Genomic DNA, 24,083 nt, shown 5'->3' with positions numbered 1-24,083 from the left:
TTTGCGCTGACCTGAGGGGGGATCTATGCGGTTCATGGGTGGATTGCTGGTGGCAGCTGCGGCCTTGACGCTGCTTGCGTGTGGAGACAAGAGTCAGTCGGTATCAGGGGTGACTGCGCAATCGGCGCAGGTGCAATCGACCCCTGCCGGGCCGGCGAAACGCGATTTCAAGGTTGCGCTTGTCATGAAGACGCTGACGAATCCCTTCTTTGTGGAAATGGAGAAGGGCGCGCGCCGGGCGGAAAAGGAGGGCGGCGTGACCTTGCTGGTCAAGACCGCAACACAGGAAACCTCGATCGAGCAACAGATCCAGATCATCGAGGAAATGGTTCAGGCCAAGGTGGATGCGATCGTGATCGCACCGGGCGATTCGCAGCGTGTCGTGCCAGCCTTGAAGAAGGCGCAGGATGCCGGAATCAAGGTGGTCAATATCGACAACCGGCTTGATGCGGACGCCATGAAGAAGAGCGGTATGAGCGAGGTGCCGTTCATCAGCGTGGATAACGAAGCCGCCGCCTACCAGTCGGCGCGTTTCATTGCCGAGCAGGCCACCAAACCGACGTCGGCAGCGATACTCGAGGGTATTCGCACTGCCGATAACGCGCAGAAACGCCGGGCCGGGGCCGAGCGCGCCTTCAAGGAGAACGCGAAGATCAAACTCGTTGCGCAGGAGACGGCCAACTGGAAGATCGACGAGGCGTATGAAGTATCCAAATCGATCTTCAAGGCCCATCCAGACATTCGACTTGTGTTCTGCGCCAACGACATGATGGCGATCGGCGTCATGAAGTTCATCCAGGAAAGCGGTCGCAAGGATGTGCTGCTGGCGGGTTTTGATGCCCTGAATGAAGCGAAGGCGGCGGTCAAGGACGGCAAGATGCAGGTGACCGTGGACCAGCAGGCTGCCGAGCAAGGCTATCAGGGCGTCCAGGCTGCGCTGAAGGCGCTGCGCGGCGAAGCGGTTCCGACCGAGATCAAGGTCGACGCGCGGCTCATCACGAAGGACAGCGCCGACTGAACGATTGTCGGGCGCCGGCACGATGAAGCTGCGGGTCAACATCTCGCTCAAGCTGACGGGCTTTCTGTTGCTCGTCAGCGTCGTGCCCTTGATCTTCTTCGAGTTCACGACAAACAACGTCGCGCTCAGCGCCATCGAACAGATGGCCAGTCGTTACAGCATGGAACTGCTGGCCAATCAGACGGACTACCTGAATCTGCAGATGGATCAGGTGGAAAACCTCGCCTCGAATATTGGCAGCGTCGAAGAAATCAACCAGGCGCTGGCGGCTGCCGACGACATTGCCAATCGCGACCAGACTTTCGATTACCTCGCCACGCAGGCGCGGATCGGCTACATCCTCAGCGGGTACGCGAGTCTCAAAGGCCTCGTCTCGATCGACCTGTTCACCCGCAAAGGCGTGCAATTCCATGTGGGGGACACGCTGGATGTTTCCGGTGCGCGCAACGCGCAGCGAGAGCAGATGTTCAACGCTGCGCTGGCCGCTGACAAGTCGATTGTCTGGTTCGGGGTCGAAGACAACGTCAACGGCATGTCGACACACCGGCGCGTGGTCGTCGCCGGCAAGGTGATCAAACGTGCAGACCCGGTGAAGCTGGATCTCGCGCCGGTCGGGCTCTTGCTGGTCAACTATTCAACCGAGTACCTGCACCAGCACTTCAGCAGGATCAACCTCGGTGCCGGTGCCTACCTGCTGGTGGTCGACGGGCGCCGGCGCTTGCTCTTTCACCCGGACCAGTCCCTGATCGGCCAGCCCTTGCTGCCGGGCTTCAGCGATCTTCTCAAGGGCTTGCGTGGTTCGGTGCCGCTCAACCTTGATGGCCATGATGTGCTGGTGAACTACGTGCAGGTGCCGGACAAGGACTGGTACGTCATCAGCGTGATACCGCAGACCACGCTAAACGCGCCGATGACCCGTGTTGTCCAGACCGGCGGCATCGCCTTGCTGGTCAGCCTGATCATGATCGCCTTCTTCATCCGCTTGTACAGGCGTCAGGTGGTTGAGCCGATCCGGCGGATCTCCGACGGTTTCAGGGACTTCCAGGCGAACCGGCTCGAGCCGGGCGCGCGCCTGGAGATGCCCAAATCGCTGGACGAGATGACGGACCTCGTCAAATGGTTCAATGCCTTCCTCGACACCATGGCGGCGCGCAAGGAAGCCGAGGCGCAATTGCTCGACGCGAAGGAGCAGGCCGATCGCGCGAACCAGATCAAGACCGAATTCCTTGCCAACATGAGCCACGAGATCCGCACGCCGATGAATGCGGTGATCGGCTTCACCCAATTGGCGCTCGATACCCCCCGCCTCGAGGATGCACGCCAGTTCGTGTTCAAGGCGAAGCGCTCGGCCGAATCGCTGCTCGGCATCATCAACGACATTCTCGACTTCTCGAAGATCGAAGCCGGCAAGCTGCAGGTCGAGCAGGTCGAGATGCAACTGGACGACATCCTCGCCGGGCAGCGCGATCTGTTCAGCGCAAGCTTTGCCGACAAGGGGCTCGAACTCGTCTTCCGTGTCAGTCCGCGCCTGCCGCGGCTCGTCGTGGGCGACCCGCTGCGGGTGCGCCAGATCTTGCAGAACTTGATCAGCAATGCAGTGAAATTCACCGAGTCGGGGCAGGTGCTGGTGAGTGTCAGTGTGACGCGTGAAGACGCCGGTCAGCTCGATTGCCGCTTCGTGGTGCGCGATTCCGGAATCGGGATATCGGAAGACCAGTTGCCACGTCTGTTTCAGTCCTTCAGCCAGGCGGACATGAGCATCACCCGCAAATACGGCGGAACTGGACTCGGCCTCGCGATAAGCAAGCGGCTTTGCCAACTGATGGGCGGCGACATGGGGGCGGATAGTCAGCCTGGCGTGGGCAGCGAATTCTGGTTCTCGGTCCGATTTGGCACGGCACCTGTTCAGGCGCCAGATGCTTGGCCGCCCTTCCAAGGGCGTGTGTTGATGGCGGTGGATGACAACGACGACGTGCTCGCCGCACTCGACGAAGCGTTTGGGGACACAGGGGCGACGCTGCTTGCGGCGGTCGATCTGCCAACCTGTCGCGAACGCTTGCTGCACGACTGCCGCGCCGCCCCGCCTGACGTGTTGCTGATCGACGCCAACCTCGGCGACGAATCCGGCGAAACGGTCGCGGCGGCGGTGCGTGCAACGCCGGGGTTCGAGCATGTCCGCATGGTATTGATGGCATCGCAAACCCAGTTGCGCGCACTGGCTTCCGACCCTATGCGGCGCGGCTTCCATGCCTACCTGGAGAAACCGTTCGTACCGAGGGAGGTTTGGCAGTCGGTGACTGCGGCGCTCAACGCAGAGGCCACGGCGCAGGTGCCGCGCATGGTGCACGACATCGTTGCGCCGGTGGTGCCGGCGGCACTGGCCGGCCGCCGCATCCTTGTGGTCGAAGACAACCCGGTCAACCAGGAAGTTGCACGCCGGTTCCTCGAAGCTGCCGGCATTACCGTGCAGATTGCCCAACACGGGGCCGAAGCGCTTGAAATGCTTCAGGCCGAATCGTTCGACGCGGTGCTGATGGACTGCCAGATGCCGGTGATGGATGGCTACGAAGCGACGCGGCGCCTGCGCAGCGAGCTGGGGTTGCTCGATGTGCCGGTCATCGCGATGACCGCCAACGCCTTGATCGGCGATCGCGAGCGCAGCCTCGACGCGGGCATGAACGATCACCTGACCAAGCCGATCGACATCCGGGAGCTGTACCGGATGCTGGTGCACTGGATCGCGCCGGAAACCGCGGGAAGAACTCCCGATGCCGACGACGCTTCCGCTTCGGGTGCCGAGCCGGCCCCGGTCGTGCTCGACCGTGCTCGCGCGATCGCGATGATGGGCAACGACGAAGCCCTGTTCGAAGAGATGCTCGCGCTGTTTTGTTCGTCCGAAGCTGATTTCTCTGAACGCTACACCGTCGCCATCGATGCGGGCGACATACCCCTTGCAACCCGCCACGCGCATACCCTGAAGGGGATCGCCGGTACCGTTGGCGCGATGGCGCTGGCGGCTGAAGCGGCCCGCCTGGAAAAGGCGCTGCGGCAGGGCGAACTCGACGGCGCGGCTCAAGCTGCGAATCTGGTGCGTGCTGCATTGGGCGAAGTGCTTGCCCTGTGTGGCCGTTAAGCCGTATGCCCTCGTGGGCCATGCCTGAAGCCGCATCGAAGTTTGAGGGGCACGCTTCATGAAATTCCTGATCACCGCCTTGGTTCTTGTGTTGCTGATGAAGCCGGCGTCCGCTGCGGAGCGACTCATCGTTGCGGGCGACGACAGCAACCCTCCATACAGCTGGGTCGAGAACGGGTCCTTCAAGGGGATCTATGTCGACATCGTCGCAGCCGTTGCTCGTGCGATCGGCGACGAATACAAACTCGACATTCAGCCTGTTCCGTGGAAGCGGGGGCTGGCGATGCTTCAGGCCGGTGAGGCGTTCGCCCTGTTTCCACCTTACAGGCGGGCCGAGCGGGCCTTTATCACCGCGTATTCCGAACCGCTCTTCCGCGAGCGGGTCGTGGTTACCTGCACCGCTGCTGCGGCTCAGCACCCGCGAAAGAAGTTCCCGGACGATTTTCGCGATGTCCAGATCGGCATCAACGCCGGTTACGCGCTGGCCGACGTCGTGGTGAAAGCGCGCCGCGACGAACTGCTGCAGGTCGAAGAGGCCAACGGCACGATGACGAACCTGCGCAAGATCGCGATGAACCGCATCGACTGCTTCATCAACGATCGCGCTTCGACCCAGTTCGCGTTCAAGGAATTGCGCAATGCCCCGGACGCGACCGCCGCGGCTCGACAGCTCGAACTGGTCGATACGGTGGAAATCTCAAGTGAGGATGCCTTCATCGCACTTGGCCCGGCGGGTACACCCGCGAAACGCAAGGCCGTACTTAACCGCATCAATGCAGCCATCAAGACCCTGCGGTCGAGCGGCGAAATCGAACGCATCGTCGAACGCTATCTGACGAAGTAATCCGTGCGGCCTTGCCTACGCGACGCGATCGGCGGCTCCGCGGCGTCGTATGCATCGCGACCCGGCCAACCGCTGGCCGATGTCGGACTGACGAAACATCAGGTCCGAAAACGGCGAGCAGGGGGTGGCTGGGGGCGGATAATCCGCCGCATGGAACACCCGCATTCAACCGAACACGCCGCGCGTTACGCCGCGCTTGTCGCACGCGACAGCCGCTTCGACGGCCGCTTCTATGTTGGCGTCTCGTCCACCGGGGTGTATTGCCGGCCGGTCTGCCGGGTCCGCACGCCCAAAGCCGAAAACTGCCATTTCTTCGAAAACGCCGCGGCCGCAGAGGCCGCCGGTTTTCGCCCCTGCCTGCGGTGTCGGCCCGAGCTTGCGCCTGGTCTCGCGGCGATCGACTCGGCAAGCAGGCTCGCGTGGGCGGCAGCGCAACGCATTGAAGCGGGGCAAGTCGACGAAGCTGGGCTGGAAGGGCTTGCCGCGCGGCTGGGTATCACCGACCGGCACCTGCGCCGGTTATTTGCCGACACCTTCGGGGTGACACCGGTTGCATATGCCCAGACGCAGCGTTTGCTGCTGGCCAAGCGCCTGCTTGCCGATACCGGTTTGCCGGTGACCGACGTGGCGCTAGCCGCCGGCTTCGGTAGCCTGAGGCGTTTCAACGCCCTGTTCCAGACCCGCTACGGTCTGACGCCGACTGAACTACGCCGGGCCAGCGCGCCGTCGGGCGAGGGGCAGGGGATGCGTTTCGAACTTGGCTTCCGCCCGCCCTTCGATTGGCCCCGTTTGCTTGGCTTCCTGTCCGGGCGGTGCATTGCTGGCGTTGAGGCTGTGGTCGGCGATACCTATCACCGCAGTGTGCGTTTCACGCAGGGTGGCGTGACACACCTTGGCTGGCTCGCGCTCGGGCTCGCAAGCGGGCGCGACGCGGTTGCGGTGACGGTATCGCCAAGTCTGGTGCGGGTACTGCCGGCTGTGCTGGCCGCGGTACGGCGGTTGTGTGACCTTGCTTGCGAACCGGACGCCGTCGCTGCCGTGCTCGGGCCGCTGGCGGCGGCCGCCCCGGGTCTGCGGGTACCGGGGGCCTTTGACGGTTTCGAAATGTCGGTGCGGGCTGTGCTCGGCCAACAGGTCACGGTCAAGGCCGCCCACACGCTGGCCGGGCGCTTCGCCGCAGCCTTGGGCGAGCGGATCGAAACGCCGTATCCGCACATCGAGCGTCTGTTTCCGTCTGCCGAACGAGTCGCTGCGGCAAGCATCGACGACATCGCGTCGCTCGGCATCGTGCGCCAGCGCACCGTCGCGATCCTGGCGCTGGCGCGGGAAGTCGCTGAAGGGCGCCTCGACCTTGGCCCGGCAGCCGATGTGGACGCCACCGTGGCCCAGCTCGAAGCGCTGCCCGGAATCGGCCGCTGGACGGCGCAGTACATCGCGCTGCGCGCGCTCGGCTGGCCTGACGCCTGGCCCAGCGGCGACGTGGCGCTGATCAAATCGCTTGGCGTGGCCAGCGCACGCGAGGCCGATGCGGCCGCCGAAGCCTGGCGGCCCTGGCGCGCCTACGCGACGCTGCACCTGTGGCGACGCCTGAACGAACCGGATGCGCAGACTGGAGAAGCCCGATGACGACTTGCTGGACGCAGTACGAGAGCCCGATTGGCCCGATGATTCTGGCGCGTCGCGCGGATGGGCTGATTGGCGCCTGGATCGTTGGCCAGGCGCACTTCGATGGCGTGCAGGCCGACTGGCGCGAGGATCCCGCCGACGCCTTGCTGGGCGAAGCCGTGCGCCAACTCGATGAGTGGTTTGCCGGCCGTCGGCAGGCCTTTGATCTGCCGCGCGCGCAAGTCGGCACGCCTTTCCAGCGTGCGGTGTGGGAGCAGATTGCGCGGGTTGGTTTCGGCGAAACCCGTGACTACGGCGGCGTGGCTGCCGCGCTGGGCAAGCCGGGCAGCGCGCGGGCGGTGGGCGCTGCGACCGGGCGTAATCCCTTTACCATCATCGTCCCGTGTCACCGTCTGGTGGCACGAGATGGCGCGCTGACCGGATACGCCGGCGGCCTGAACCGCAAACGGGCGCTCCTCGCCTTCGAGGCGGGCAGGGTGCCGTTCCAGTTCGCCGGTTGAACGCTTCAGCCATTCCCCTTTCCCAAAACGGCCGCCCACAAGGTGGCCGCGAAAGCGTTTCATTGATGAAGACCCGTGACCTGACTGATCTCTTCCTGCTCGCCGCCCTGTGGGGGGGCTCGTTCCTCTTCATGCGCTTTGCCGCGCCGGCCTTTGGTGCCGTCGCGCTGATCTGGCTGCGGGTGGCGATCGCGTCGTTGTGCCTGTTGCCGCTGCTGGCAATGCGGGGCCAGTTTGGGGTGCTGAGGGCGCATGCGGCGCAGATTGCGGTGATGGGGGTCTTCAACTCCGCCTTTCCGTTTGTGTTGATTGCTTGGGCGACGCTATCGATCACCGCCGGGCTTGCATCCATCCTCAACGCAACGGTGCCAATCTTTGCGGCGCTGATCGGCGCGCTGTGGCTTGGCGAACGGCTCGGTGCGTCGCGTCTGCTCGGTTTGGCGGTGGGCTTCGTCGGAGTCTTGTTGCTGGCAGCAGACAAGGCGGATTTCAAACCCGGCGGCTCGGGCTGGGCGGTTGTTGCGATGCTGGTGGCGACCTTTTCCTATGGGTTCGCGGCCAACCTGACGAAGCGACAGCTTGCTGGCGTTCCGGCCCTGGTCAACGCAGCGGGGTCGCAGTTCATTTCCGCAATCGTGCTGTTGCCGTTCGCGGTGTGGTTGTGGCCGGCGCAGACGCCCGGTCTGATGCCGTGGGTCGCGGTGATTGCGCTCGGGGTCGGCTGCACCGCACTGGCCTATCTGCTGTTCTTCCGGCTCATCGCGCATGTGGGCGCGTCGCGGGCGGTGACGGTCACCTTCCTGATCCCGCTCTTCGGCGTGTTGTGGGGCTGTGCGTTCCTTGGCGAAAAGCTCAGCGCCGCGATGCTTGGCGCCGGTGCTGTCGTGGTGCTCGGTACTGCGCTTGCCACCGGGGTGCTGAAGCTGCCCGGTCGCTGATCGCGACGGTCATTCTTCAGCCGTCATGTGTCGTTCGATGCGGGAGTCCGGCACCAGCCAGATCAGGGCGACGACGACATACAAGGTTTGTGCGAGCCATTCCTCGACGAAGGCCAGCGGCATGGCGACCGCGTAGATGACGACCGAGAGTGCGCCCTTGCGATCCTTGCCGATCGCCCGCGCGAGCAAGGAATCCGGGCCGTCTCCGGCAACCAGACAGTGCGCGAGGATCCAGTAGGCGGTACCAGCCATCAGTAGCACGCCGCCATACAGTGCAGTCGGCAGCGGCGCGAAGTGGTTCTCGCCCATCCAGCCGGTGACAAAGGGCAACAGCGAGAGCCAGAACAGCAGGTGCAGGTTCGCCCACAAGGCGCCGCCGGAAACCCGCTTCACCGCATGCAGCATGTGGTGATGGTTGTTCCAGTAGATGCCGATGTAGATGAAGCTCAGCACATAGCTGAGGAAGGCCGGCAGCAGCGGGAGCAGGGCATCGAGCCGATCGCCATGCGGCACCTTGAGCTCCAGCACCATGATCGTGAGGATGATGGCGAGTACGCCATCGCTGAAGGCTTCGAGTCGGTTCTTGCCCATCGTTGTGCCCGTTGCGAGGTTTGCGAACAGGCCGGCAGTGTTGCTGCCGGCTCTGCCGATGTCCAGCGTGTCAGCGTTTGAGGTGCGCCCAGACCATGTTGGGCGAATGCCCTTCAACGCGGACCATGCGCACCCACAGCAGCGTCATGTGCTCCAGATGCAGCGCTTGCTCCAGGCCGCCGACGTCCAGCGGATCCCAGCCCAGCGCAGCGATCAGGTCGCCGACGATGCGCTTCGCGCCCGCGTCGGCCCCGCAGTACATCATCATCGGTTTGACGTTGTAGGCGGGGTAGGCGTTGTTCTCGAAGTTCTCGAAGCCGTAGATCGTGAAGGCTTTGACGACATGGGCGCCCGGCACCTGTGCCTGGATCATCTCGCTGCCAGACCGCTCGCTGCCCAGGCCATGGCGCAACCCGGGGCCGACCGGGTTGGTGCAGTCGACCAGCACCTTGCCGGCAAGCGCCGGCGCCACGGCGGCAAGGGCGGCTTCGTTTGCCTGGAACGGCGCGGCGAGGAACACCACCTCCGCTGCCGATACCGCGGCGACCGGCTCGGCGACCTTCAGCGCCGGGTTGCGTTCGAGCGCCTTGCGCACGTTGTCCGAAGCGGGGTCCTTGGCGGCCAGCGTGACGTCGTGGCCGAGGCGCTGCAGGTGGTCGGCGAGCGGCGCGCCGACATTGCCGTAACCGATGAATGCGATTTTCATGGCGATTTCCTTTCTGGCTCTTAGCGACCGAGCGCTTCGATGACGAGGCGCGCCGTCTCGGCCCCGGAGAAGTTCTGCTGGCCGGTGATGAGGTTGCCGTCGCGCACCGCAAAGCTGCGCCACAGGCCCGCCTGCACAAAGTTCGCACCGAGGTCTCGCAACGCGTCCTCGATCCGCCAGGGCATCACATGGGTGCCGCGGGACAGAAGGCCGTACTGCCACACCGCGTTGTCCGCGAAGTCCTCTTCGACATTGGCAAAGCCGGTGACGGTCTTGCCGCGCACGAGCGGGGTGCCGTCGGGCAGTCGGGCGTATTTCAGGATCGCGGTGCCGTGGCACAGTGCCGCCGCGACTTTGCCTGCCGTGTAGAAGGCGACGAACTTTTCCTGCAGCGCGCTCGCGGATTCGAAGTTGAACATCGGCGCCTGGCCGCCGGCGACGACGATCGCATCGAACGCCGCCAAGCCGATTTCGCTGACCGGCTTGGTGTTCGCTACCAGGGCGAGCAGTTCCGGTGTATGCAGGAAGCCCTGCGTGATCAGGTCCGTCTTCGAATAGCCGCTGGCGTCGTTCGGGTCGCTCATGCCGTCGGCGACACAGGCACCGCCCGCCGGGCTGAAGATCTCGACCTCATAGCCGGCCTCGACGAAGGTGAGGTAGGGGTGGGTCAGTTCGCTCCACCAGAAGCCGACCGGCCAGCCGGTGGTTGTGGAGACGGCCGGGTTGGCGATGACGATTGCGACGCGTTTGCGGGTTTGGGGATTCAGCGGATTGGTGTTCATCAGGCTCATGATCGGGCTCCAGTCATCTTGCGTGCTGCGAAGTATTCGCCGGAAGTCGCAGGTGAAAAATCCAGCGCAATGAGAAATACTGTTGCGCAATCTGGCAACAAAGGGGCGCCATGGAACTCAACGAGCTGACTGCCTTCGTCAAGGTGGTGCAGGCTGGCAGCTTTACCCGCGCGGCGGAGCTGCTTGGTACGCAGAAAGCGCATCTGTCGCGCGTGGTGACCGGGCTCGAACGCAAGCTGGGTGTCCGGCTGATTGAGCGCACGACCCGATCCTTGTCGCTGACCGAGGTGGGGCGCGAAATCTTCGAGCGTGCGATCGGGATTCTGGGGGCGGTCGAGGACACCGAACGCGTTGCGCAGCAGATGCTCGGCGAGCCGCGCGGGGTCCTGCGCCTGACCTGCGGTGTCGAGTTCGGCATGCTCGCGGTGAGCCGTTGGGTGATTGGCTACCTGCAGCGCTTTCCCGACGTGCGGGTCGAGGCCGATTACACAGGGAGGCTGGTCGATCTGGTGCACGAGGGTTTTGACCTCGCCATCCGCGTCGGCGAGTTGCCGGATTCACGGCTGGCGGCACGGCGACTGGGGGAACTGCGCTACGGCCTGTTCGCGAGCCCGGACTATCTCGCTCGTGCCACGATGCCGGAGACCCCGCAGGAACTTGCCAGCCATGCGCTGCTGGCCTTTGCCGGCGGTAATCAACGCCAGACCTGGCGACTGGAGCGGGGCGGCGAGGCGGTGAGCATCGACGCGGAGCCGCGTTTGCGGGTCGACAACAGCTTCTCTGTGGCGGATGCGGCAAAGGCCGGCTTGGGTATCGCACAGTTGCCGCTGATGGTGGTGCAAGACGCACTGGCGGAAGGCGCCTTGCTGAGGGTGTTGCCCGACTGGGCACGCTCGCCGGTGCCGGTGAGCGCGCTGTTTCCAAGTGCGCGGTACCTTACCCCGAAGGTGCGTGCCTTCATTGACCATGCGGCCGAGGCATTCGGCCAGGGCGTCGCCACAGGCTGACAGGAAGCACTTCGTTGCCCGCAGGCGGGCATGCTTGATCAGACTTGCGAATCGCCCCCCTTGCTGTTCGCGCAGGTCAAGACGACGTCACCCGAGTTGCGGCACACTTCACAGGTTTTCACCCGTATTCCCCGAGGATAAGAACATGGCTCACCCCTTGGCCGGCCAGCCGGCGCCCCAACACGTTCTGACCGACATCCCCGCGCTGCTCGCCGCCTACACCGCGATCACGCCGGACGTGAACAACCCGACCCAGCGCGTCGCCTTCGGTACCAGCGGCCATCGCGGCAATGCGTTTGCCGGCAGCTTCAACGAAGCGCACATCCTGGCGATTACGCAGGCCGTGTGCGAATACCGCGCGCAGGCCGGCATCACCGGCCCGCTTTATCTGGGCAAGGACACGCATGCGCTGTCGGGCCCCGCGCAGATCAGCGCGCTCGAAGTGCTGGCCGCCAACGGGGTCGAAACCCGCATCCAGGCCGACGATGGCTTCACGCCGACGCCGGTGATCTCGCGCGCGATCCTCGTGTACAACCGCGACAACGCCGGCCCGCGTGCCGACGGCATCGTCATCACGCCGTCGCACAACCCGCCGGTCGACGGCGGCATCAAGTACAACCCGCCGCACGGCGGCCCGGCTGATACCGACATCACCGGCTGGGTCGAGGCGCGCGCGAATGCGCTGATGGCGGAGGGCAACAAGGGCGTGAAGCGCGTGCCTTACACCGAGGCACTGGCCGCCGCGACCACGAAGGCCGAAGACTTCGTCATGCCTTACGTGAAGGATCTGGGCGCGGTCATTGACTTCGACGCGATCCGCAAGGCGAACCTCAAGATTGGTGTGCACCCGCTCGGTGGCGCAGCCGTCGCGTACTGGAAGCCGATCGCTGACACCTACGGGCTGAACATCGAGATCGTGAACCCGGCGGTCGACCCGGCCTTCTCGTTCATGACCCTGGACCATGACGGCAAGATCCGCATGGACTGCTCCAGCCCCTACGCAATGGCGAGCCTCGTCGCGTTGAAGGACAAGTTCGACATCGCCTGGGGCAACGACGCCGACGTCGACCGCCACGGCATCGTCACGCCATCCGTCGGCCTGATGAATCCGAACCACTACCTGGCGGTGGCGATCAACTACCTGCTGACGCACCGCCCGCAGTGGCCGGCTAGTGCGGCAGTCGGCAAGACGCTCGTTTCCAGTGCGCTGATCGATCGCGTGATGGATGGGCTCGGTCGCAAGTTCCTCGAAGTGCCGGTCGGCTTCAAGTGGTTCTCGGGCGGCCTGCTCGAGGGCAGCTTCTGCTTCGGTGGAGAGGAGAGCGCTGGCGCATCGTTCCTGCGCCGCGACGGTAGCGTGTGGACCACCGACAAGGACGGCATCATCCTCGGCCTGCTCGCCGCGGAAATCACCGCCGTCACCGGCAAGGACCCGGGCGTGCATTATCAGGAGATGGCCGCCAAGTACGGCGCGCCGTTCTACACCCGCATTGATGCCGCCGCGACGCCGGCCCAGAAGGCGGCCTTCAAGGGCCTCACCGGCGAGCGCGTGACCGCTGCGACGCTGGCGGGCGATGCAATCACCGCGAAGCTGACCAAGGCGCCGGGCAATGGTGCGTCGATCGGCGGCCTGAAGGTCACCACCGCCAACGGCTGGTTCGCCGCGCGCCCTTCGGGCACCGAAGACATCTACAAGGTCTATGCCGAGAGCTTCGTCAGCGCCGAACACCTGCAACTGATCGTGAAAGAAGCGCAGCAGATCGTCAGCGACGCACTGAAGGCGTAACGACCGGTTGAGGGTTTGATAAAAAAAGGGCTCGGAATATTCCGAGCCCTTTGTACTTGGTGGAGGCGGCGGGAATCGAACCCGCGTCCGAAAGCCCTCTACAACTGGATCTACATACTTAGTCGGCCTATTTTGATTTAACCCCGTACTTAGCCGGACGACAGGCCGGTACGAAGCGAGTCACCTTGGATTTAGTTCTGCGCCAAGTAACCCGACGCATCACGATTCTCTGTAAATGACACTGCTGCGGGTTGCCCCGCCTGACCCAGAGACCAATCAGTGCAGTGGTCCAGCCTTAAGCGGCTAGAGCGAAACGCTCGTCGTTGGCGTTTGTGGTTTTCCAGATGGATTTACGAGGTGACTGGTCCTCGGTATGCACCAAGCTGCTTCGCGACCCCCGTCGAAACCAGGTCGCCCCCATGTTCTTGATATTTGGGTGCCGGACTCGGATTCAAGCTCGGCAGAGCGATCATTGTACGTGTTTGCAGGAAAGCGCGCCCAATATTGCGGCCGGGTTTTCGGCAATCAGGTCCGCGCCCCATTCTTCGACCGGACTGCCGTGGCCAAGGTAACCCCATGCTGCGGCGATGGTGCGCATGCCGGCGGCTCGTCCCGCCTGGATGTCGCGCAGATCGTCGCCGATGTAGACCGAAGCCTCGGCCGGCACGCCGGCCTTGTCACAGGCGAGCAGCAGTGGAGCGGGGTGCGGCTTGGGGTGGGGTGCGCTGTCACCACTGACGACGCATGCCGCCCGCACATCGAGGCCGAGCGCGGCTACCAGTGGGTCGGTGAAGCGTGCGTGTTTGTTGGTGACGATGCCCCATTTGATGCCGGCTGCCTCCAAGGCCTCAAGCACGGCGTCAATGCCGTCGAACAGTCGTGTGTTTTCGCAGATGGCCGCGGCGTAATGCGCGAGAACCCTTTGCGCGCGTTCGTGATACGTCGCGTCGGTCGGTTCGAGTCCCAGCCCGACCCTGAGTAGGCCGCGGACGCCCTGCGATGTGACGGGCCGAGTGACTTCAAGTGGGAGCGGGGATAGCCCTTCTTCCTCAAGCAGGCGATTGAGTGCCCCGCCAAGGTCTGGGGCGGTATCGGCAAGCGTTCCGTCAAGATCGAAAAGGACGCAGCGAAGGTCGTCCCGCGGCGTCATGCGGGCTTCCGACAGCGGACGAGATAGTTGACGTCAGTGTCGCGACCCAGGGCATAGACCTGCGTGATCGGGTTGTAAGTCATGCCGATCACTTCTTCGACCATCAGGCCAGCATCTCGCGCGAACCGTGCAAGCTCGGATGGCTTGATGAAGCGGGCGTATTCGTGCGTGCCACGCGGCAATAGGCCGAGGATGTATTCGGCGCCAATGACCGCAAACAGGTAGGACTTGGGGTTTCGATTCAGTGTCGAAAAGAATACATGGCCCCCTGGTTTTGCAAGTCGTGCTGCCGCCTTGACCGTGCTTGCCGGGTCGGGAACGTGTTCGAGCATTTCCATGCATGTGACGACGTCGAACGTTTCTGGCTCTGCGGCAGCCATGTCTTCCGCGGCTATCTTGCGATAGTCGACTTTCTGGCCGCTCTCGTAGAGGTGGAGGCGTGCGACGCCGAGTGCCTTGTCGGAGAGATCGATGCCCGTTACGTCGGCGCCTTTTGCCGCCATGCTCTCGGACAGGATGCCGCCACCGCAGCCGATATCGATGGTGCGTTTGCCGCGGACCGCCGCGTGTCTATCGATCCATTCGAGGCGAAGTGGGTTGATCTGATGCAGCGGCTTGAATTCGGACTCGGGGTCCCACCAGCGATGGGCTAACTCGCTGAATTTGTGCAGTTCCGCTGGGTCGGCGTTGGTAGAGGTCGTTGCAGTGGTCATCGATGGCTAAACCGGAAGAGATATCGCCGGCAATTGTCCGGTTTGTGGGGACGAAAAAAAAGCCCTGCTCGCAAGAGCAGGGCTTTTTCGGGAAGACGCGGCTTATTGCTGCTTGGTGCCGATGACTTCGATTTCGACGCGGCGATCCGGCTGGAGGCACTCCACCAGTTTCTTGTTCTTGCCGTTTTCTGCGCCGAGGTTCTTGCACTGGGTGACCGGTTGGGTCTTGCCCTTGCCTTCGGTGTAGACACGGTTCGGATCGATCTGCTGGCTGACCAGGAATTCCTTGACCGCAGCAGCACGGCGCTCGGACAGGGCCTGGTTGTACTTGTCGCTGCCGAGACGGTCTGTGTGGCCGACGGCGATGATCACTTCGATCGACAGTGCCTTGGCCTTCGCGGCGAATTCGGTCAGCGTGGCCTTGCCTTCGTCACGCAGAACGGCCTTGTCGTAGTCGAACAGGGCGTCGGCGGCGATGGTGACCTTTTCAGCGGCCGGCTTGGTGGCCGGAACGACCGGTTTCGGTTCTTCCTTCTTCGGCTCAACCTTCGGCGGTTCGCAGACTTCCTTCGGCATCAGATCCTTGTCGCAGAAGCAGCCCACCGGGAATTCGTTGCCCTCGACCAAGGTGCTGGCAGCCAGTTCCTTGGTCCAGTAACCCGTGCGCCAGCACAGGCCGTTGGCGCTGCGCACCACGACGCTGCGGGCGTCGACCGCGTACGGAACGACCTTCACCGCCGGGTTGATCTTGATTTCCTGCTGTTGTGCCATTGCAGCAGTAACCATCCCCAGTGCGGCAGCAAAAGCCACCACGAATTTCTTGGAACCTTGTTTCATATTCTCCTCGTTGCAAGGCAAGTGATTCGTTATCCGATGCTTCCGGGCGCGGCGTGTTGTGTGAACGCTACGCCCAGCATCATCGGCTCAAGGCCGATTCTTTCAAGAAAGTTTGCCACACGCGCACTCGCGGCAGCAATTCTTTGTTGTCATCCCACAACACCGCGTTTTCCCACATCCGGGCTTGGCCGTTTATCCATACGTGGGACACGTACTCCCTTCCGGCAACGTAGACGAGATGACTCGCTGGATCGAAGCAGGGGGAGCATTCCGTCGGTGCGAGCGAAACAGCGACCAGATCAGCTGCTTTGCCCGCAGTGATGGAACCGATTTCCTGATCCATCCGCAGCGCCTCGGCGCCACTGAGTGTGGCTGCACGCAGTGCGGCGTGCGCATCGAACGCAGAAGCATCGCCACTGCCGACCTTGGCCAGCAGTGCTGCATGTCGCATCTCCTGAAACAGATCAAGCCGGTTATTGCTCGCTGCGCCATCGGTCCCTAGTCCGACACGAAGACCGCGATCTGCCATGCGTTTCACCGGGGCAATGCCGCTGGCGAGTTTCATGTTCGACGTGGGGCAGTGAGCGACGCTGCAATTATGGGCTGCGAGTGTGTCAATTTCGTGGATGTCCAGATGCACGGCGTGGACTGCGATCAAATCGGTGTCCAAGAGACCCAGCTTTTCAAGCCTTGCGAGCGGCCGGCAGCCGTAAGTGGCGACGCTGTTGTTGATTTCTTCGCTGGTCTCGTGGATATGCATGTGGACCGGTGCTGCCAGTTCGTGGGCCAGTTGCACTATGCGTTCGAGCGTTGCGTCTGAGACGGTGTATGGCGCGTGCGGCGCAAATGCGAATTTCAGCAGGGGGTTTCCGATCCAGCGGTCACGAGCCTCTAGGCCCTTGCGGAGGTAGTCGTCGGCATCGGCGGCGTAGTTCGTGGGAAAGTCGATGGTCGTCATGCCGATCATCGCGCGCATCCCTATTTCTGCGAATGCTTCGGCGGCGGCAGATGGGAAGAAGTACATCTCGTTGGCGCAGGTGATGCCACCGCGCAGCATTTCGACTGCGGCCAGCAGGGTGCCGTCGCGCACAAATGACGCTGCGACGTGTTTGGCTTCGGCTGGCCAGATGGCTTCCTGCAACCAGCGCATCAGGGGCAAGTCGTCCGCAATTCCCCTGAACAGGGTCATTGCCGCATGGGTGTGGAGATTCACGAGCCCCGGAATGAGCACGTGTTCGGGTAGTGCAACGCGTTCGTGCGCCGAAAAGCGACGTTCTGCTACTTCAGTCGGGCAGACGGCGACGATCCGGCCGCCGCGCACGGCGACGGAGTGGTCCGTCAGCGTCACCCCGGCGGGCTCCACCGGAATCACCCATCGCGGCGAGATGAGTAGATCAACTGTTTCGGTCTCGTTCATCGAAACGCTCCATTTGTCTTGGCCTGATGGTAGCCATGCTGCAGATAGCTGGCGAGCAGGAAGATGGCAGGGCAGCCTGTGCGAAGACGACCTCACCCTGTGGCCGGCACTGCGCAGTACGGATCGGCGGGTAGGCGCGCGTGTTAAGATCGTAAGCTTTTGGCAATTTGCCGTCTCTTCGGCCCAAAGCCGGACACTTCATCGCGCGACACATGGATTCCTTCGCCAAAGAAACGTTACCGATCAGCCTCGAAGACGAGATGCGGCACTCCTACCTTGATTACGCGATGAGCGTGATCGTGGGGCGTGCCCTGCCGGATGCCCGGGATGGCCTCAAGCCGGTCCATCGCCGCGTGCTGTATGCGATGCACGAGTTGGGCAACGACTGGAACAAGGCCTACAAGAAGTCGGCCCGTATCGTTGGCGACGTGATCGGTAAGTATCACCCGCACGGCGACCAGTCGGTCTACGACACCATCGTCCGCATGGCGCAGGAGTTTTCGCTGCGCTACATGCTGGTGGATGGTCAGGGCAACTTTGGTTCGATCGACGGCGACGGCGCCGCGGCGATGCGATACACCGAAGTCCGCCTTTCGCGTATCGCGCACGAAATGCTGGCTGATATCGACAAGGAAACCGTCGACTTCGGGCCGAACTACGACAACTCCGAAAAAGAGCCGCTGTTGCTGCCGGCCCGCATTCCGAACCTGCTGATCAACGGCAGCAGCGGTATCGCGGTGGGCATGGCGACCAACATTCCGCCGCACAACCTGGGCGAAGTGATCGAGGCTTGCCACGCGCTGCTGGCCAACCCCGATATTGACATCGAGGATCTGATCAAGCTGGTGCCAGCGCCGGACTTCCCGACCGCCGCACTGATTTATGGCCTGCACGGCGTACACGAGGGCTACCGCACCGGCCGTGGCCGTGTCGTGATGCGTGCGCGCACGCACTTCGAAGACATGGAAAAGGGCAATCGTCAGGCGATCATCGTCGACGAAATCCCGTACCAGGTTAACAAGCGCACGCTGCTCGAAAAGATTGCCGAGCTGGTCAACGACAAGAAGATCGAAGGCATCAGCGAGATCCGCGACGAGTCCGACAAGGACGGCATGCGGATCGTGATCGAACTCAAGCGCAATGAGATGCCGGAGGTCGTGCTGAACAACCTGTTCAAGCAGACCCAGCTGCAGGACAGCTTCGGCATGAACATGGTGGCGCTGGTCGACGGCCGGCCGCGTCTGCTGAACCTCAAGCAGATGCTCGACTGCTTCCTGTCGCATCGCCGCGAAGTGGTGACCCGCCGCACGATTTTCGAACTGCGCAAGGCACGTGAGCGCGGCCATATCCTCGAAGGTCTCGCTGTCGCACTGTCGAACGTCGACGAAATCATCGCGTTGATCAAGGCTGCGCCGACCCCGCCGGTGGCGAAGGTCGAGATCATGGCGCGCACCTGGCGGTCGCAGTTGGTCGAGGACATGCTGTCGCGTGCAGCGGCCGACAACTATCGACCTGAAGGTCTGCTGCCGGAATTCGGCCTCTCGTCGCAAGGCTATCGCCTGTCGGATACCCAGGCTCAGGCAATCCTTGAGATGCGCCTGCAGCGCCTGACCGGGCTGGAACAGGACAAGATCGTCAATGAGTATCGCGAGGTCATGGAGCTGATCGCCGATCTGCTCGACATCCTTGCCAAGCCGGCTCGCGTGACGCAGATCATCGGCGACGAACTCACTGCGATCCGCACGCAGTTCAGCGATCCGCGTCGCTCGGAGATCGTGCTGCACGCAGCCGACATCAACATCGAGGATCTGATCGCGCCGCAGGACATGGTCGTGACCCTGTCCCACACCGGTTACTTCAAGCGTCAGCCGCTTGCTGACTACCGCGCGCAGAAGCGTGGCGGGCGCGGCAAGCAGGCTGCGTCGGTGAAGGAAGACGATTGGGTCGATCAGCTATTCGTGGCCAACACGCACGACCACATCCTGTGCTTCTCGAGCCGCGGTCGCCTGTACTGGTTGAAGGTCTACGAAGTGCCGGAAGGCAACCGCAATTCGCGCGGCAAGCCGATCGTGAATCTGTTCCCGCTGGTCGAAGGCGAGAAGATCACTGCTGTGTTGCCGGTCAAGGAATTCGACGAAGGTCACTTCATCTTCATGGCAACCTCGCAGGGTACCGTGAAGAAGACGCCGCTGACCGATTTCGCCAACCCGCGCAAGGCCGGGATCATCGCAGTCGGCCTTGACGAAGGTGACTACCTGATCGGCGTTGCGATCACCGATGGCAACTCGCAGGTCATGCTGTTCTCGGATGCCGGCAAGGCGGTGCGTTTCGACGAAACCGATGTGCGCCCGATGGGCCGCACCGCGCGCGGTGTGCGCGGCATGATGCTGGAAGACGGACAGTCCGTGATCTGCATGCTGGTCGCCAACGGCGAAACCCAGCATGTGCTGACCGCTACCGAAAACGGTTATGGCAAGCGCACGCCGATCGGCGATTACACGCTGCACGGCCGTGGCACGAAGGGCATGATCGCGATCCAGGGGTCTGAGCGTAACGGCAAGTTGGTTGGCGCGGTGCTGGTTGATCCGACGGACCAAGTGATGCTGATCGCTGACAACGGCGTACTGATCCGCACCCACGTCGACACCATTCGCGAGACCTCGCGTTCAGCGCAAGGGGTGACGCTGATCAACCTGGACGACGGTGCCAAGCTGGCGAGCATCGAAAAGATCATCGAGAGCGATGCCGCGGTCGATGGGGTGGACGGTGTTGAGGGCGACGACGGAGAGGCCACCGAAAACGGAGCGCCCGAATGACGCGACCGTGGAATTTCGGGCCGGGTCCCGCGACGCTGCCCGAAGCGGTGTTGCGCACTGCCGCCGATGAAATGCTCGACTGGCATGGGTCGGGTATGTCGGTGATGGAGATGAGCCACCGCGGCAAGGAGTTCATGACCATCATCGAGCGGGCGGAAGCCGATCTGCGCGAACTGATGGCTGTGCCTTCAAACTACAAGGTGCTGTTCATGCAGGGTGGGGCGATCGCGGAGAACGCGATCATCCCGCTGAACCTTGCGGGCAAGAATCCGAAGATCGATTTCGTCGAGACCGGCTCCTGGACGACCAAGTCGCTGAAAGAGGCGCGGCGCTACGGCGATATAAACGTTGCCGCGTCCAGTCTCGATGAGCACGCCGCACAGGGCAAATACACCGGTATCCCGTCGTTCGATGAATGGCGTTTGCGCAGTGACGCGGCTTATCTGCACCTGTGCAGCAACGAGACGATCGATGGCGTCGAGTACTTCGACTGGCCGGACATGGCTGCGCTTGGCGCGCCAGATGTGCCGATTGTCGCTGATGTATCGTCCGACATCCTGTCGCGCCCGATGGATGTGTCGAAGTTCGGGCTGTTGTTCGGCGGTGCGCAGAAGAACATCGGCCCGTCGGGGCTGACGATCGTGATCGTGCGCGACGATCTGCTGGATCAGGCACAGGCGGCGTGCCCGTCGGCATTCCAGTACAAAACGGTGGCCGAGAACGGTTCGATGTTCAACACGCCGCCTACTTACCCGATCTACATCGCGGGCCTGGTGTTCCAGTGGCTGAAACAGCAGGGCGGTGTGGCCGAAATCGAACGTCGCAACATCGCCAAGGCGGCGCTGTTGTATGACGCGCTGGATGCCAGTAGCTTTTACGTAAACCACGTCGAGCGCAATGTACGGTCGAGGATGAACGTTCCATTCTTCCTTGCCGACGAGGCCCTCAACGACGCTTTCCTCGCCGGCGCCAAGGCGCGAGGGCTTCTGCAGCTCAAGGGCCACAAGTCCGTGGGCGGCATGCGGGCGTCGATCTACAACGCGATGCCGATCGAGGGCGTGCAGGCGCTCGTCGACTACCTCCGCGAATTTGAACGAACCCGAGCCTGATCCGTCACGGCTTGCAAGAGAGCTGCACGTGAGCGAAGAAGAACTGTCCAGATTGCGGGCCGACATCGATCGGCTCGACCGCGAAATCCTTGAACGGCTTAGTCAGCGTGCCAGCTGCGCCAAGCGCATCGGCGAAGTCAAGCGCGGCCCCCTGTATCGTCCGGAACGCGAGGCGCAAGTGCTGCGCAAGATCGCCGACCTGAATCCGGGGCCGCTGTCGGGTGAAGCGGTGCAGCGCGTGTTCCGCGAGATCATGTCCTGGTGCCTGGCGCTGGAGCAGCCGTTGAAGGTGGCCTTCCTCGGCCCCGCCGGCACATTTTCGGAGTCTGCGGCGCGCAAGCATTTCGGCGGTGCGCCGGACTTCCAGCCGCAGGGCACGATCGATGAAGTGTTCCACGCGGTCGAATCGGGTGGCGTGGCCTACGGCATCGTTCCGGTCGAGAACTCCACCGAAGGCGCGGTGGGTCGCACGCTTGATCTGCTGCTTGCCAGTTCGGCCAGCATCTGTGGCGAAGTGAAGCTGCGTATCCGCCAGCACTTCCTCTCGCAGGCCGACGCCATCGACAAGGTTAAGCGCATCTACTCGCATTCGCAGTCGCTGGCCCAATGCCAGGACTGGCTTGCGCGTCACGCTGCGGGCGTCGACCGTGTGCCGGTCGCGAGCAACGCAGAAGCTGCGCGCATGGCTTCGACCGATCCTGAATCGGCCGCAATCGCGGGCGAAGCGGCGGGCCAGCTATACGACCTGAGATTCCTGGCTTCGGACATCGAAGACGATCCGAACAACACGACGCGTTTCCTTGTAATCGGCAGTCATGACGCCGGGCCATCCGGGCGTGACAAGACCTCGCTGGTCTGTTCGGCACCGAATCGTCCGGGCGCGGTCTTCTATCTACTTGAAGCCTTCGCGAAGCATGGCGTCAGCATGAGCAAGCTCGAATCGCGTCCGTCGCGCACGGGCTTGTGGGAGTACGTGTTCTACATCGATGTCGAAGGCAATCGCGCCGACGACGGCGTGGCAAACGCACTGGTCGATCTGCAGGATCGTGCCGCTTTCGTGAAGGTGCTCGGCTCTTATCCTGCCGCGGCGCTCTGAGGATCTGATATGAGCAAGATTGTGCAGCGAGCGCCGGACTACATCCGCTCGATCTCCCCCTATATCCCGGGCAAACCGATCGGCGAATTGGCGCGCGAGATGGGGCTCAACGAGGCGGATATCGTGAAGCTGGCCTCGAATGAGAACCCGTTGGGCGCCTCGCCGAAGGCCACGGCGGCCGCACAAAAGGCAATCGCAGACATCCATCGTTACCCGGACGGCAATGGCTTCGAATTGCGCGCGGCACTGGTGGCCAGGTTCGGTGTCGCGCCGGAGCAGATCGTGCTCGGCAACGGGTCGAACGACCTGCTGAACCTGTGCGCTGCCGCCTACCTGAACAGCGAGACCTCGGCGGTATATTCGCAGCATGCGTTTGCGGTCTATCCGCTGGCGGTCAAGAGCGCCGGGGCGCAGGGTATTGAGGTGCCCGCTAAGGCTTACGGACACGACCTGGCGGCAATGCTGGCGGCGATCCGTTCCGACACCCGCATCGTCTTCATCGCCAACCCTAACAACCCGACCGGCAACTTCCTGCCAGACGAAGAGATCGTGGATTTCCTCGACGGTGCGCCGGACGACGTGCTGATTGTGCTCGACGAGGCCTACAACGAATACCTCGCGCCAGAGCAGCGCTATGACAGCGTTGCATGGCTGGCGAAGTACCCGAATCTGGTCATTACGCGGACCTTCTCGAAGATCTACGGGCTAGGCGGTCTGCGCGTCGGATACGGTTTGGCCGGGCGCGAAGTCGCTGATCTGCTGAACCGGGTGCGTGAGCCCTTCAATGTCAATAACGTGGCCCTCGCGGCCGCGGCTGCGGCGCTGGGCGATGAGGAATTCGTCGCGCGCAGTTACGCCGTCAATCGTGACGGAATGGCGCAACTGATGGCCGGGTTCGATGCGCTTGGCCTTGAATACATCCCGTCCAGCGGAAACTTCATGACGTTCCGCGTGGGCGATGCGGCCAACGTGAATCGGAGGTTGCTGGAGCAAGGCGTGATCGTGCGTCCGATTGCCAGCTACCAGATGCCTGAATGGCTGCGCGTCACGATCGGACTGCCGCACGAGAACGCGCGCTTCCTCGAAGCGCTCGCCAAGGCGCTGCTCAAGGGCGCCGAATGACGCCCTTCGGACGCATTGTCATCTGCGGTGCGGGCCTGATTGGCGGCTCCTTTTCACTGGCACTCAAGGCCAAAGGCTTGGTGCGCGAAGTGGTCGGTATCGGGCGCACGCATAGCTCGCTCGAACGCGCGCAGGCGCTTGGCATCATCGACGTGATCGCAACTGACTGGGCTACGGCCCTGGACGGCGCGGAACTGGTGCTGCTTGCGATGCCGGTCGGTCAAATGGCCGCCGTCATGCAAGCCATGGCGCCGCATCTGGGTCCGGACACTTTGGTCACAGATGCCGGCAGCACCAAGCGCGACGTGATCGAGGCGATCTACACGCACTTCAAGTCACACCTTGAACAGATCGTGCCGGCGCATCCGATTGCCGGAGCCGAAAAGAGCGGCCCGGAAGCGGCGCGCGCCGATTTGTATGTCAGCCGCAAGATTGTGCTGACACCGCTGCCCGAGAACCGACCCGAGTCTGTGGCGCGCGTTCGCGAAGCCTGGGCAGCGACCGGCGGCCAGCTGCATGACATGTCGCCGCAGGAGCATGATCGCGTTTTCGGCGCGGTCAGCCATTTGCCTCATCTGCTCGCTTTTGCGCTGGTCCATGAGATCGCCGAGCGGGCCAACGCCGAACAATTGTTCGGATTTGCCGCCAGCGGCTTTCGCGATTTCACCCGGATTGCGAGTAGCCACCCGGAAATGTGGCGCGATATCTGCGTAGCCAACCGCCACGCGCTGCTGGCCGAACTCGATACCTACCTGACCGAACTGGCTTGGATTCGCGCGCTCCTGTCGCAAGGCGACGGCGATTCGCTGGAAAAGCTGTTCTGCGAGGCGCGCGATGCGCGCGACGCGTGGCTCGCCGGCAAGTTCGATAGCTGAGACCCCTT

The 24,083-nt window shown here is 63.0% G+C and carries 20 protein-coding genes and 1 other RNA gene; 13 read left to right on the top strand and 8 right to left on the bottom strand.

From position 1 onward, the window contains the following. The first annotated feature begins 25 nt into the window (after positions 1-25). From GGR36_RS06670 to GGR36_RS06645, 6 genes are all read left to right on the top strand, one after another. The gene (locus GGR36_RS06670) at positions 26-1,018 is read left to right on the top strand and encodes a substrate-binding domain-containing protein (RefSeq protein ID WP_183633312.1); all 993 of its coding nucleotides are present in this window, start codon (positions 26-28) and stop codon (positions 1,016-1,018) included. Between the two features lie 22 nt (positions 1,019-1,040). Continuing rightward, complete coding sequence (locus GGR36_RS06665) at positions 1,041-4,151, top strand: response regulator (protein WP_183633310.1); 3,111 nt, start codon at positions 1,041-1,043, stop codon at positions 4,149-4,151. 58 nt (positions 4,152-4,209) lie between these two features. Further along, positions 4,210-4,995, top strand: a complete 786-nt coding sequence (locus GGR36_RS06660) for a substrate-binding periplasmic protein (protein ID WP_183633308.1) — start codon at positions 4,210-4,212, stop codon at positions 4,993-4,995. Positions 4,996-5,145: 150 nt separating this feature from the next. Further along, positions 5,146-6,621, top strand: a complete 1,476-nt coding sequence (locus GGR36_RS06655) for an AlkA N-terminal domain-containing protein (protein WP_183633306.1) — start codon at positions 5,146-5,148, stop codon at positions 6,619-6,621. After that, on the top strand, positions 6,618-7,121 hold the full coding sequence (locus tag GGR36_RS06650) for a methylated-DNA--[protein]-cysteine S-methyltransferase (RefSeq protein WP_183633304.1): 504 nt from the start codon (positions 6,618-6,620) through the stop codon (positions 7,119-7,121). The genes GGR36_RS06655 and GGR36_RS06650 overlap by 4 nt, the downstream gene beginning before the upstream one ends. Positions 7,122-7,186: 65 nt before the next feature. Further along, the gene (locus GGR36_RS06645; RefSeq protein ID WP_183633302.1) at positions 7,187-8,059 is read left to right on the top strand and encodes a DMT family transporter; all 873 of its coding nucleotides are present in this window, start codon (positions 7,187-7,189) and stop codon (positions 8,057-8,059) included. A 9-nt stretch (positions 8,060-8,068) separates the two neighbouring features. On the opposite strand, the gene GGR36_RS06640 is transcribed toward GGR36_RS06645, so the two are convergent. From GGR36_RS06640 to GGR36_RS06630, 3 genes are all read right to left on the bottom strand, one after another. Next, entirely contained in the window at positions 8,069-8,650 is a 582-nt protein-coding gene (locus GGR36_RS06640) for a TMEM175 family protein (RefSeq protein ID WP_183633300.1), read from the bottom strand. Between the two features lie 70 nt (positions 8,651-8,720). Then, on the bottom strand, positions 8,721-9,356 hold the full coding sequence (locus GGR36_RS06635) for an NADPH-dependent F420 reductase (RefSeq protein WP_183633298.1): 636 nt from the start codon (positions 9,354-9,356) through the stop codon (positions 8,721-8,723). A 20-nt stretch (positions 9,357-9,376) separates the two neighbouring features. Then, positions 9,377-10,147, bottom strand: coding sequence for a type 1 glutamine amidotransferase domain-containing protein (locus GGR36_RS06630; RefSeq protein ID WP_183633296.1), 771 nt, complete (start codon positions 10,145-10,147; stop codon positions 9,377-9,379). Between the two features lie 110 nt (positions 10,148-10,257). On the opposite strand from GGR36_RS06630, the gene GGR36_RS06625 reads away from it, so the two are divergent. Both GGR36_RS06625 and pgm read left to right on the top strand, forming a co-directional pair. Then, positions 10,258-11,154: a LysR family transcriptional regulator gene (locus tag GGR36_RS06625; RefSeq protein ID WP_183633294.1), complete on the top strand. Its 897-nt coding sequence runs from the start codon at positions 10,258-10,260 to the stop codon at positions 11,152-11,154. A 145-nt stretch (positions 11,155-11,299) separates the two neighbouring features. Beyond that, on the top strand, positions 11,300-12,940 hold the full coding sequence (pgm, locus tag GGR36_RS06620) for a phosphoglucomutase (alpha-D-glucose-1,6-bisphosphate-dependent) (RefSeq protein ID WP_183633292.1): 1,641 nt from the start codon (positions 11,300-11,302) through the stop codon (positions 12,938-12,940). 57 nt (positions 12,941-12,997) lie between these two features. Here the strand turns inward: pgm and ssrA are convergent. The 5 genes from ssrA to GGR36_RS06595 form a co-directional block, all read right to left on the bottom strand. Next, positions 12,998-13,359, bottom strand: a transfer-messenger RNA (tmRNA) gene (ssrA, locus tag GGR36_RS06615). Positions 13,360-13,409: 50 nt separating this feature from the next. After that, positions 13,410-14,090 carry an HAD family hydrolase gene (locus GGR36_RS06610; RefSeq protein WP_183633290.1) on the bottom strand — a complete coding sequence of 227 codons (681 nt, stop codon included), beginning with the start codon at positions 14,088-14,090 and terminating at the stop codon, positions 13,410-13,412. Then, on the bottom strand, positions 14,087-14,803 hold the full coding sequence (gene ubiG, locus GGR36_RS06605) for a bifunctional 2-polyprenyl-6-hydroxyphenol methylase/3-demethylubiquinol 3-O-methyltransferase UbiG (protein WP_183633288.1): 717 nt from the start codon (positions 14,801-14,803) through the stop codon (positions 14,087-14,089). Before ubiG ends, GGR36_RS06610 begins: the two co-directional genes overlap by 4 nt. A gap of 102 nt (positions 14,804-14,905) precedes the next feature. Further along, positions 14,906-15,640, bottom strand: a complete 735-nt coding sequence (locus GGR36_RS06600; protein WP_183633286.1) for an OmpA family protein — start codon at positions 15,638-15,640, stop codon at positions 14,906-14,908. Positions 15,641-15,719: 79 nt separating this feature from the next. Beyond that, complete coding sequence (locus tag GGR36_RS06595) at positions 15,720-17,057, bottom strand: TRZ/ATZ family hydrolase (protein WP_183633284.1); 1,338 nt, start codon at positions 17,055-17,057, stop codon at positions 15,720-15,722. Between the two features lie 212 nt (positions 17,058-17,269). Between GGR36_RS06595 and gyrA the strand changes: the two genes are divergently transcribed. From gyrA to GGR36_RS06570, 5 genes are read left to right on the top strand one after another with little or no spacing between them, the layout of a single operon-like run. Next, entirely contained in the window at positions 17,270-19,873 is a 2,604-nt protein-coding gene (gene gyrA, locus GGR36_RS06590) for a DNA gyrase subunit A (protein WP_183633282.1), read from the top strand. After that, entirely contained in the window at positions 19,870-20,982 is a 1,113-nt protein-coding gene (gene serC, locus GGR36_RS06585; protein WP_183633280.1) for a 3-phosphoserine/phosphohydroxythreonine transaminase, read from the top strand. The genes gyrA and serC overlap by 4 nt, the downstream gene beginning before the upstream one ends. Positions 20,983-21,010: 28 nt before the next feature. Continuing rightward, on the top strand, positions 21,011-22,078 hold the full coding sequence (gene pheA / locus GGR36_RS06580) for a prephenate dehydratase (RefSeq protein ID WP_183633278.1): 1,068 nt from the start codon (positions 21,011-21,013) through the stop codon (positions 22,076-22,078). Positions 22,079-22,087: 9 nt separating this feature from the next. After that, positions 22,088-23,200, top strand: a complete 1,113-nt coding sequence (hisC, locus tag GGR36_RS06575) for a histidinol-phosphate transaminase (protein ID WP_183633275.1) — start codon at positions 22,088-22,090, stop codon at positions 23,198-23,200. Beyond that, entirely contained in the window at positions 23,197-24,075 is an 879-nt protein-coding gene (locus GGR36_RS06570; protein ID WP_183633273.1) for a prephenate dehydrogenase, read from the top strand. Before hisC ends, GGR36_RS06570 begins: the two co-directional genes overlap by 4 nt. Positions 24,076-24,083 lie beyond the last annotated feature (8 nt).

It is taken from the genome of Niveibacterium umoris (assembly GCF_014197015.1).
Taxonomy (GTDB): Bacteria; Pseudomonadota; Gammaproteobacteria; order Burkholderiales; family Rhodocyclaceae; genus Niveibacterium; species Niveibacterium umoris.
The sequence above is the reverse complement of the archived record's forward strand: the minus strand, read 5'-3'. Positions and strand labels throughout refer to the sequence as shown.

Coding starts and splice junctions, on each gene's coding strand:
- GGR36_RS06665 (WP_183633310.1), top strand. CDS start 1,041: ATGAAGCTGCGGGTCAACATCTCGCTCAAGCTGACGGGCTTTCTGTTG.
- GGR36_RS06655 (WP_183633306.1), top strand. CDS start 5,146: ATGGAACACCCGCATTCAACCGAACACGCCGCGCGTTACGCCGCGCTT.
- ubiG (WP_183633288.1), bottom strand. CDS start 14,803: ATGACCACTGCAACGACCTCTACCAACGCCGACCCAGCGGAACTGCAC.
- GGR36_RS06625 (WP_183633294.1), top strand. CDS start 10,258: ATGGAACTCAACGAGCTGACTGCCTTCGTCAAGGTGGTGCAGGCTGGC.
- pgm (WP_183633292.1), top strand. CDS start 11,300: ATGGCTCACCCCTTGGCCGGCCAGCCGGCGCCCCAACACGTTCTGACC.
- GGR36_RS06660 (WP_183633308.1), top strand. CDS start 4,210: ATGAAATTCCTGATCACCGCCTTGGTTCTTGTGTTGCTGATGAAGCCG.
- GGR36_RS06635 (WP_183633298.1), bottom strand. CDS start 9,356: ATGAAAATCGCATTCATCGGTTACGGCAATGTCGGCGCGCCGCTCGCC.
- serC (WP_183633280.1), top strand. CDS start 19,870: ATGACGCGACCGTGGAATTTCGGGCCGGGTCCCGCGACGCTGCCCGAA.
- GGR36_RS06650 (WP_183633304.1), top strand. CDS start 6,618: ATGACGACTTGCTGGACGCAGTACGAGAGCCCGATTGGCCCGATGATT.
- GGR36_RS06630 (WP_183633296.1), bottom strand. CDS start 10,147: ATGAGCCTGATGAACACCAATCCGCTGAATCCCCAAACCCGCAAACGC.
- GGR36_RS06645 (WP_183633302.1), top strand. CDS start 7,187: ATGAAGACCCGTGACCTGACTGATCTCTTCCTGCTCGCCGCCCTGTGG.
- hisC (WP_183633275.1), top strand. CDS start 22,088: ATGAGCAAGATTGTGCAGCGAGCGCCGGACTACATCCGCTCGATCTCC.
- GGR36_RS06640 (WP_183633300.1), bottom strand. CDS start 8,650: ATGGGCAAGAACCGACTCGAAGCCTTCAGCGATGGCGTACTCGCCATC.
- GGR36_RS06595 (WP_183633284.1), bottom strand. CDS start 17,057: ATGAACGAGACCGAAACAGTTGATCTACTCATCTCGCCGCGATGGGTG.
- GGR36_RS06610 (WP_183633290.1), bottom strand. CDS start 14,090: ATGACGCCGCGGGACGACCTTCGCTGCGTCCTTTTCGATCTTGACGGA.
- GGR36_RS06600 (WP_183633286.1), bottom strand. CDS start 15,640: ATGAAACAAGGTTCCAAGAAATTCGTGGTGGCTTTTGCTGCCGCACTG.
- gyrA (WP_183633282.1), top strand. CDS start 17,270: ATGGATTCCTTCGCCAAAGAAACGTTACCGATCAGCCTCGAAGACGAG.
- GGR36_RS06570 (WP_183633273.1), top strand. CDS start 23,197: ATGACGCCCTTCGGACGCATTGTCATCTGCGGTGCGGGCCTGATTGGC.
- GGR36_RS06670 (WP_183633312.1), top strand. CDS start 26: ATGCGGTTCATGGGTGGATTGCTGGTGGCAGCTGCGGCCTTGACGCTG.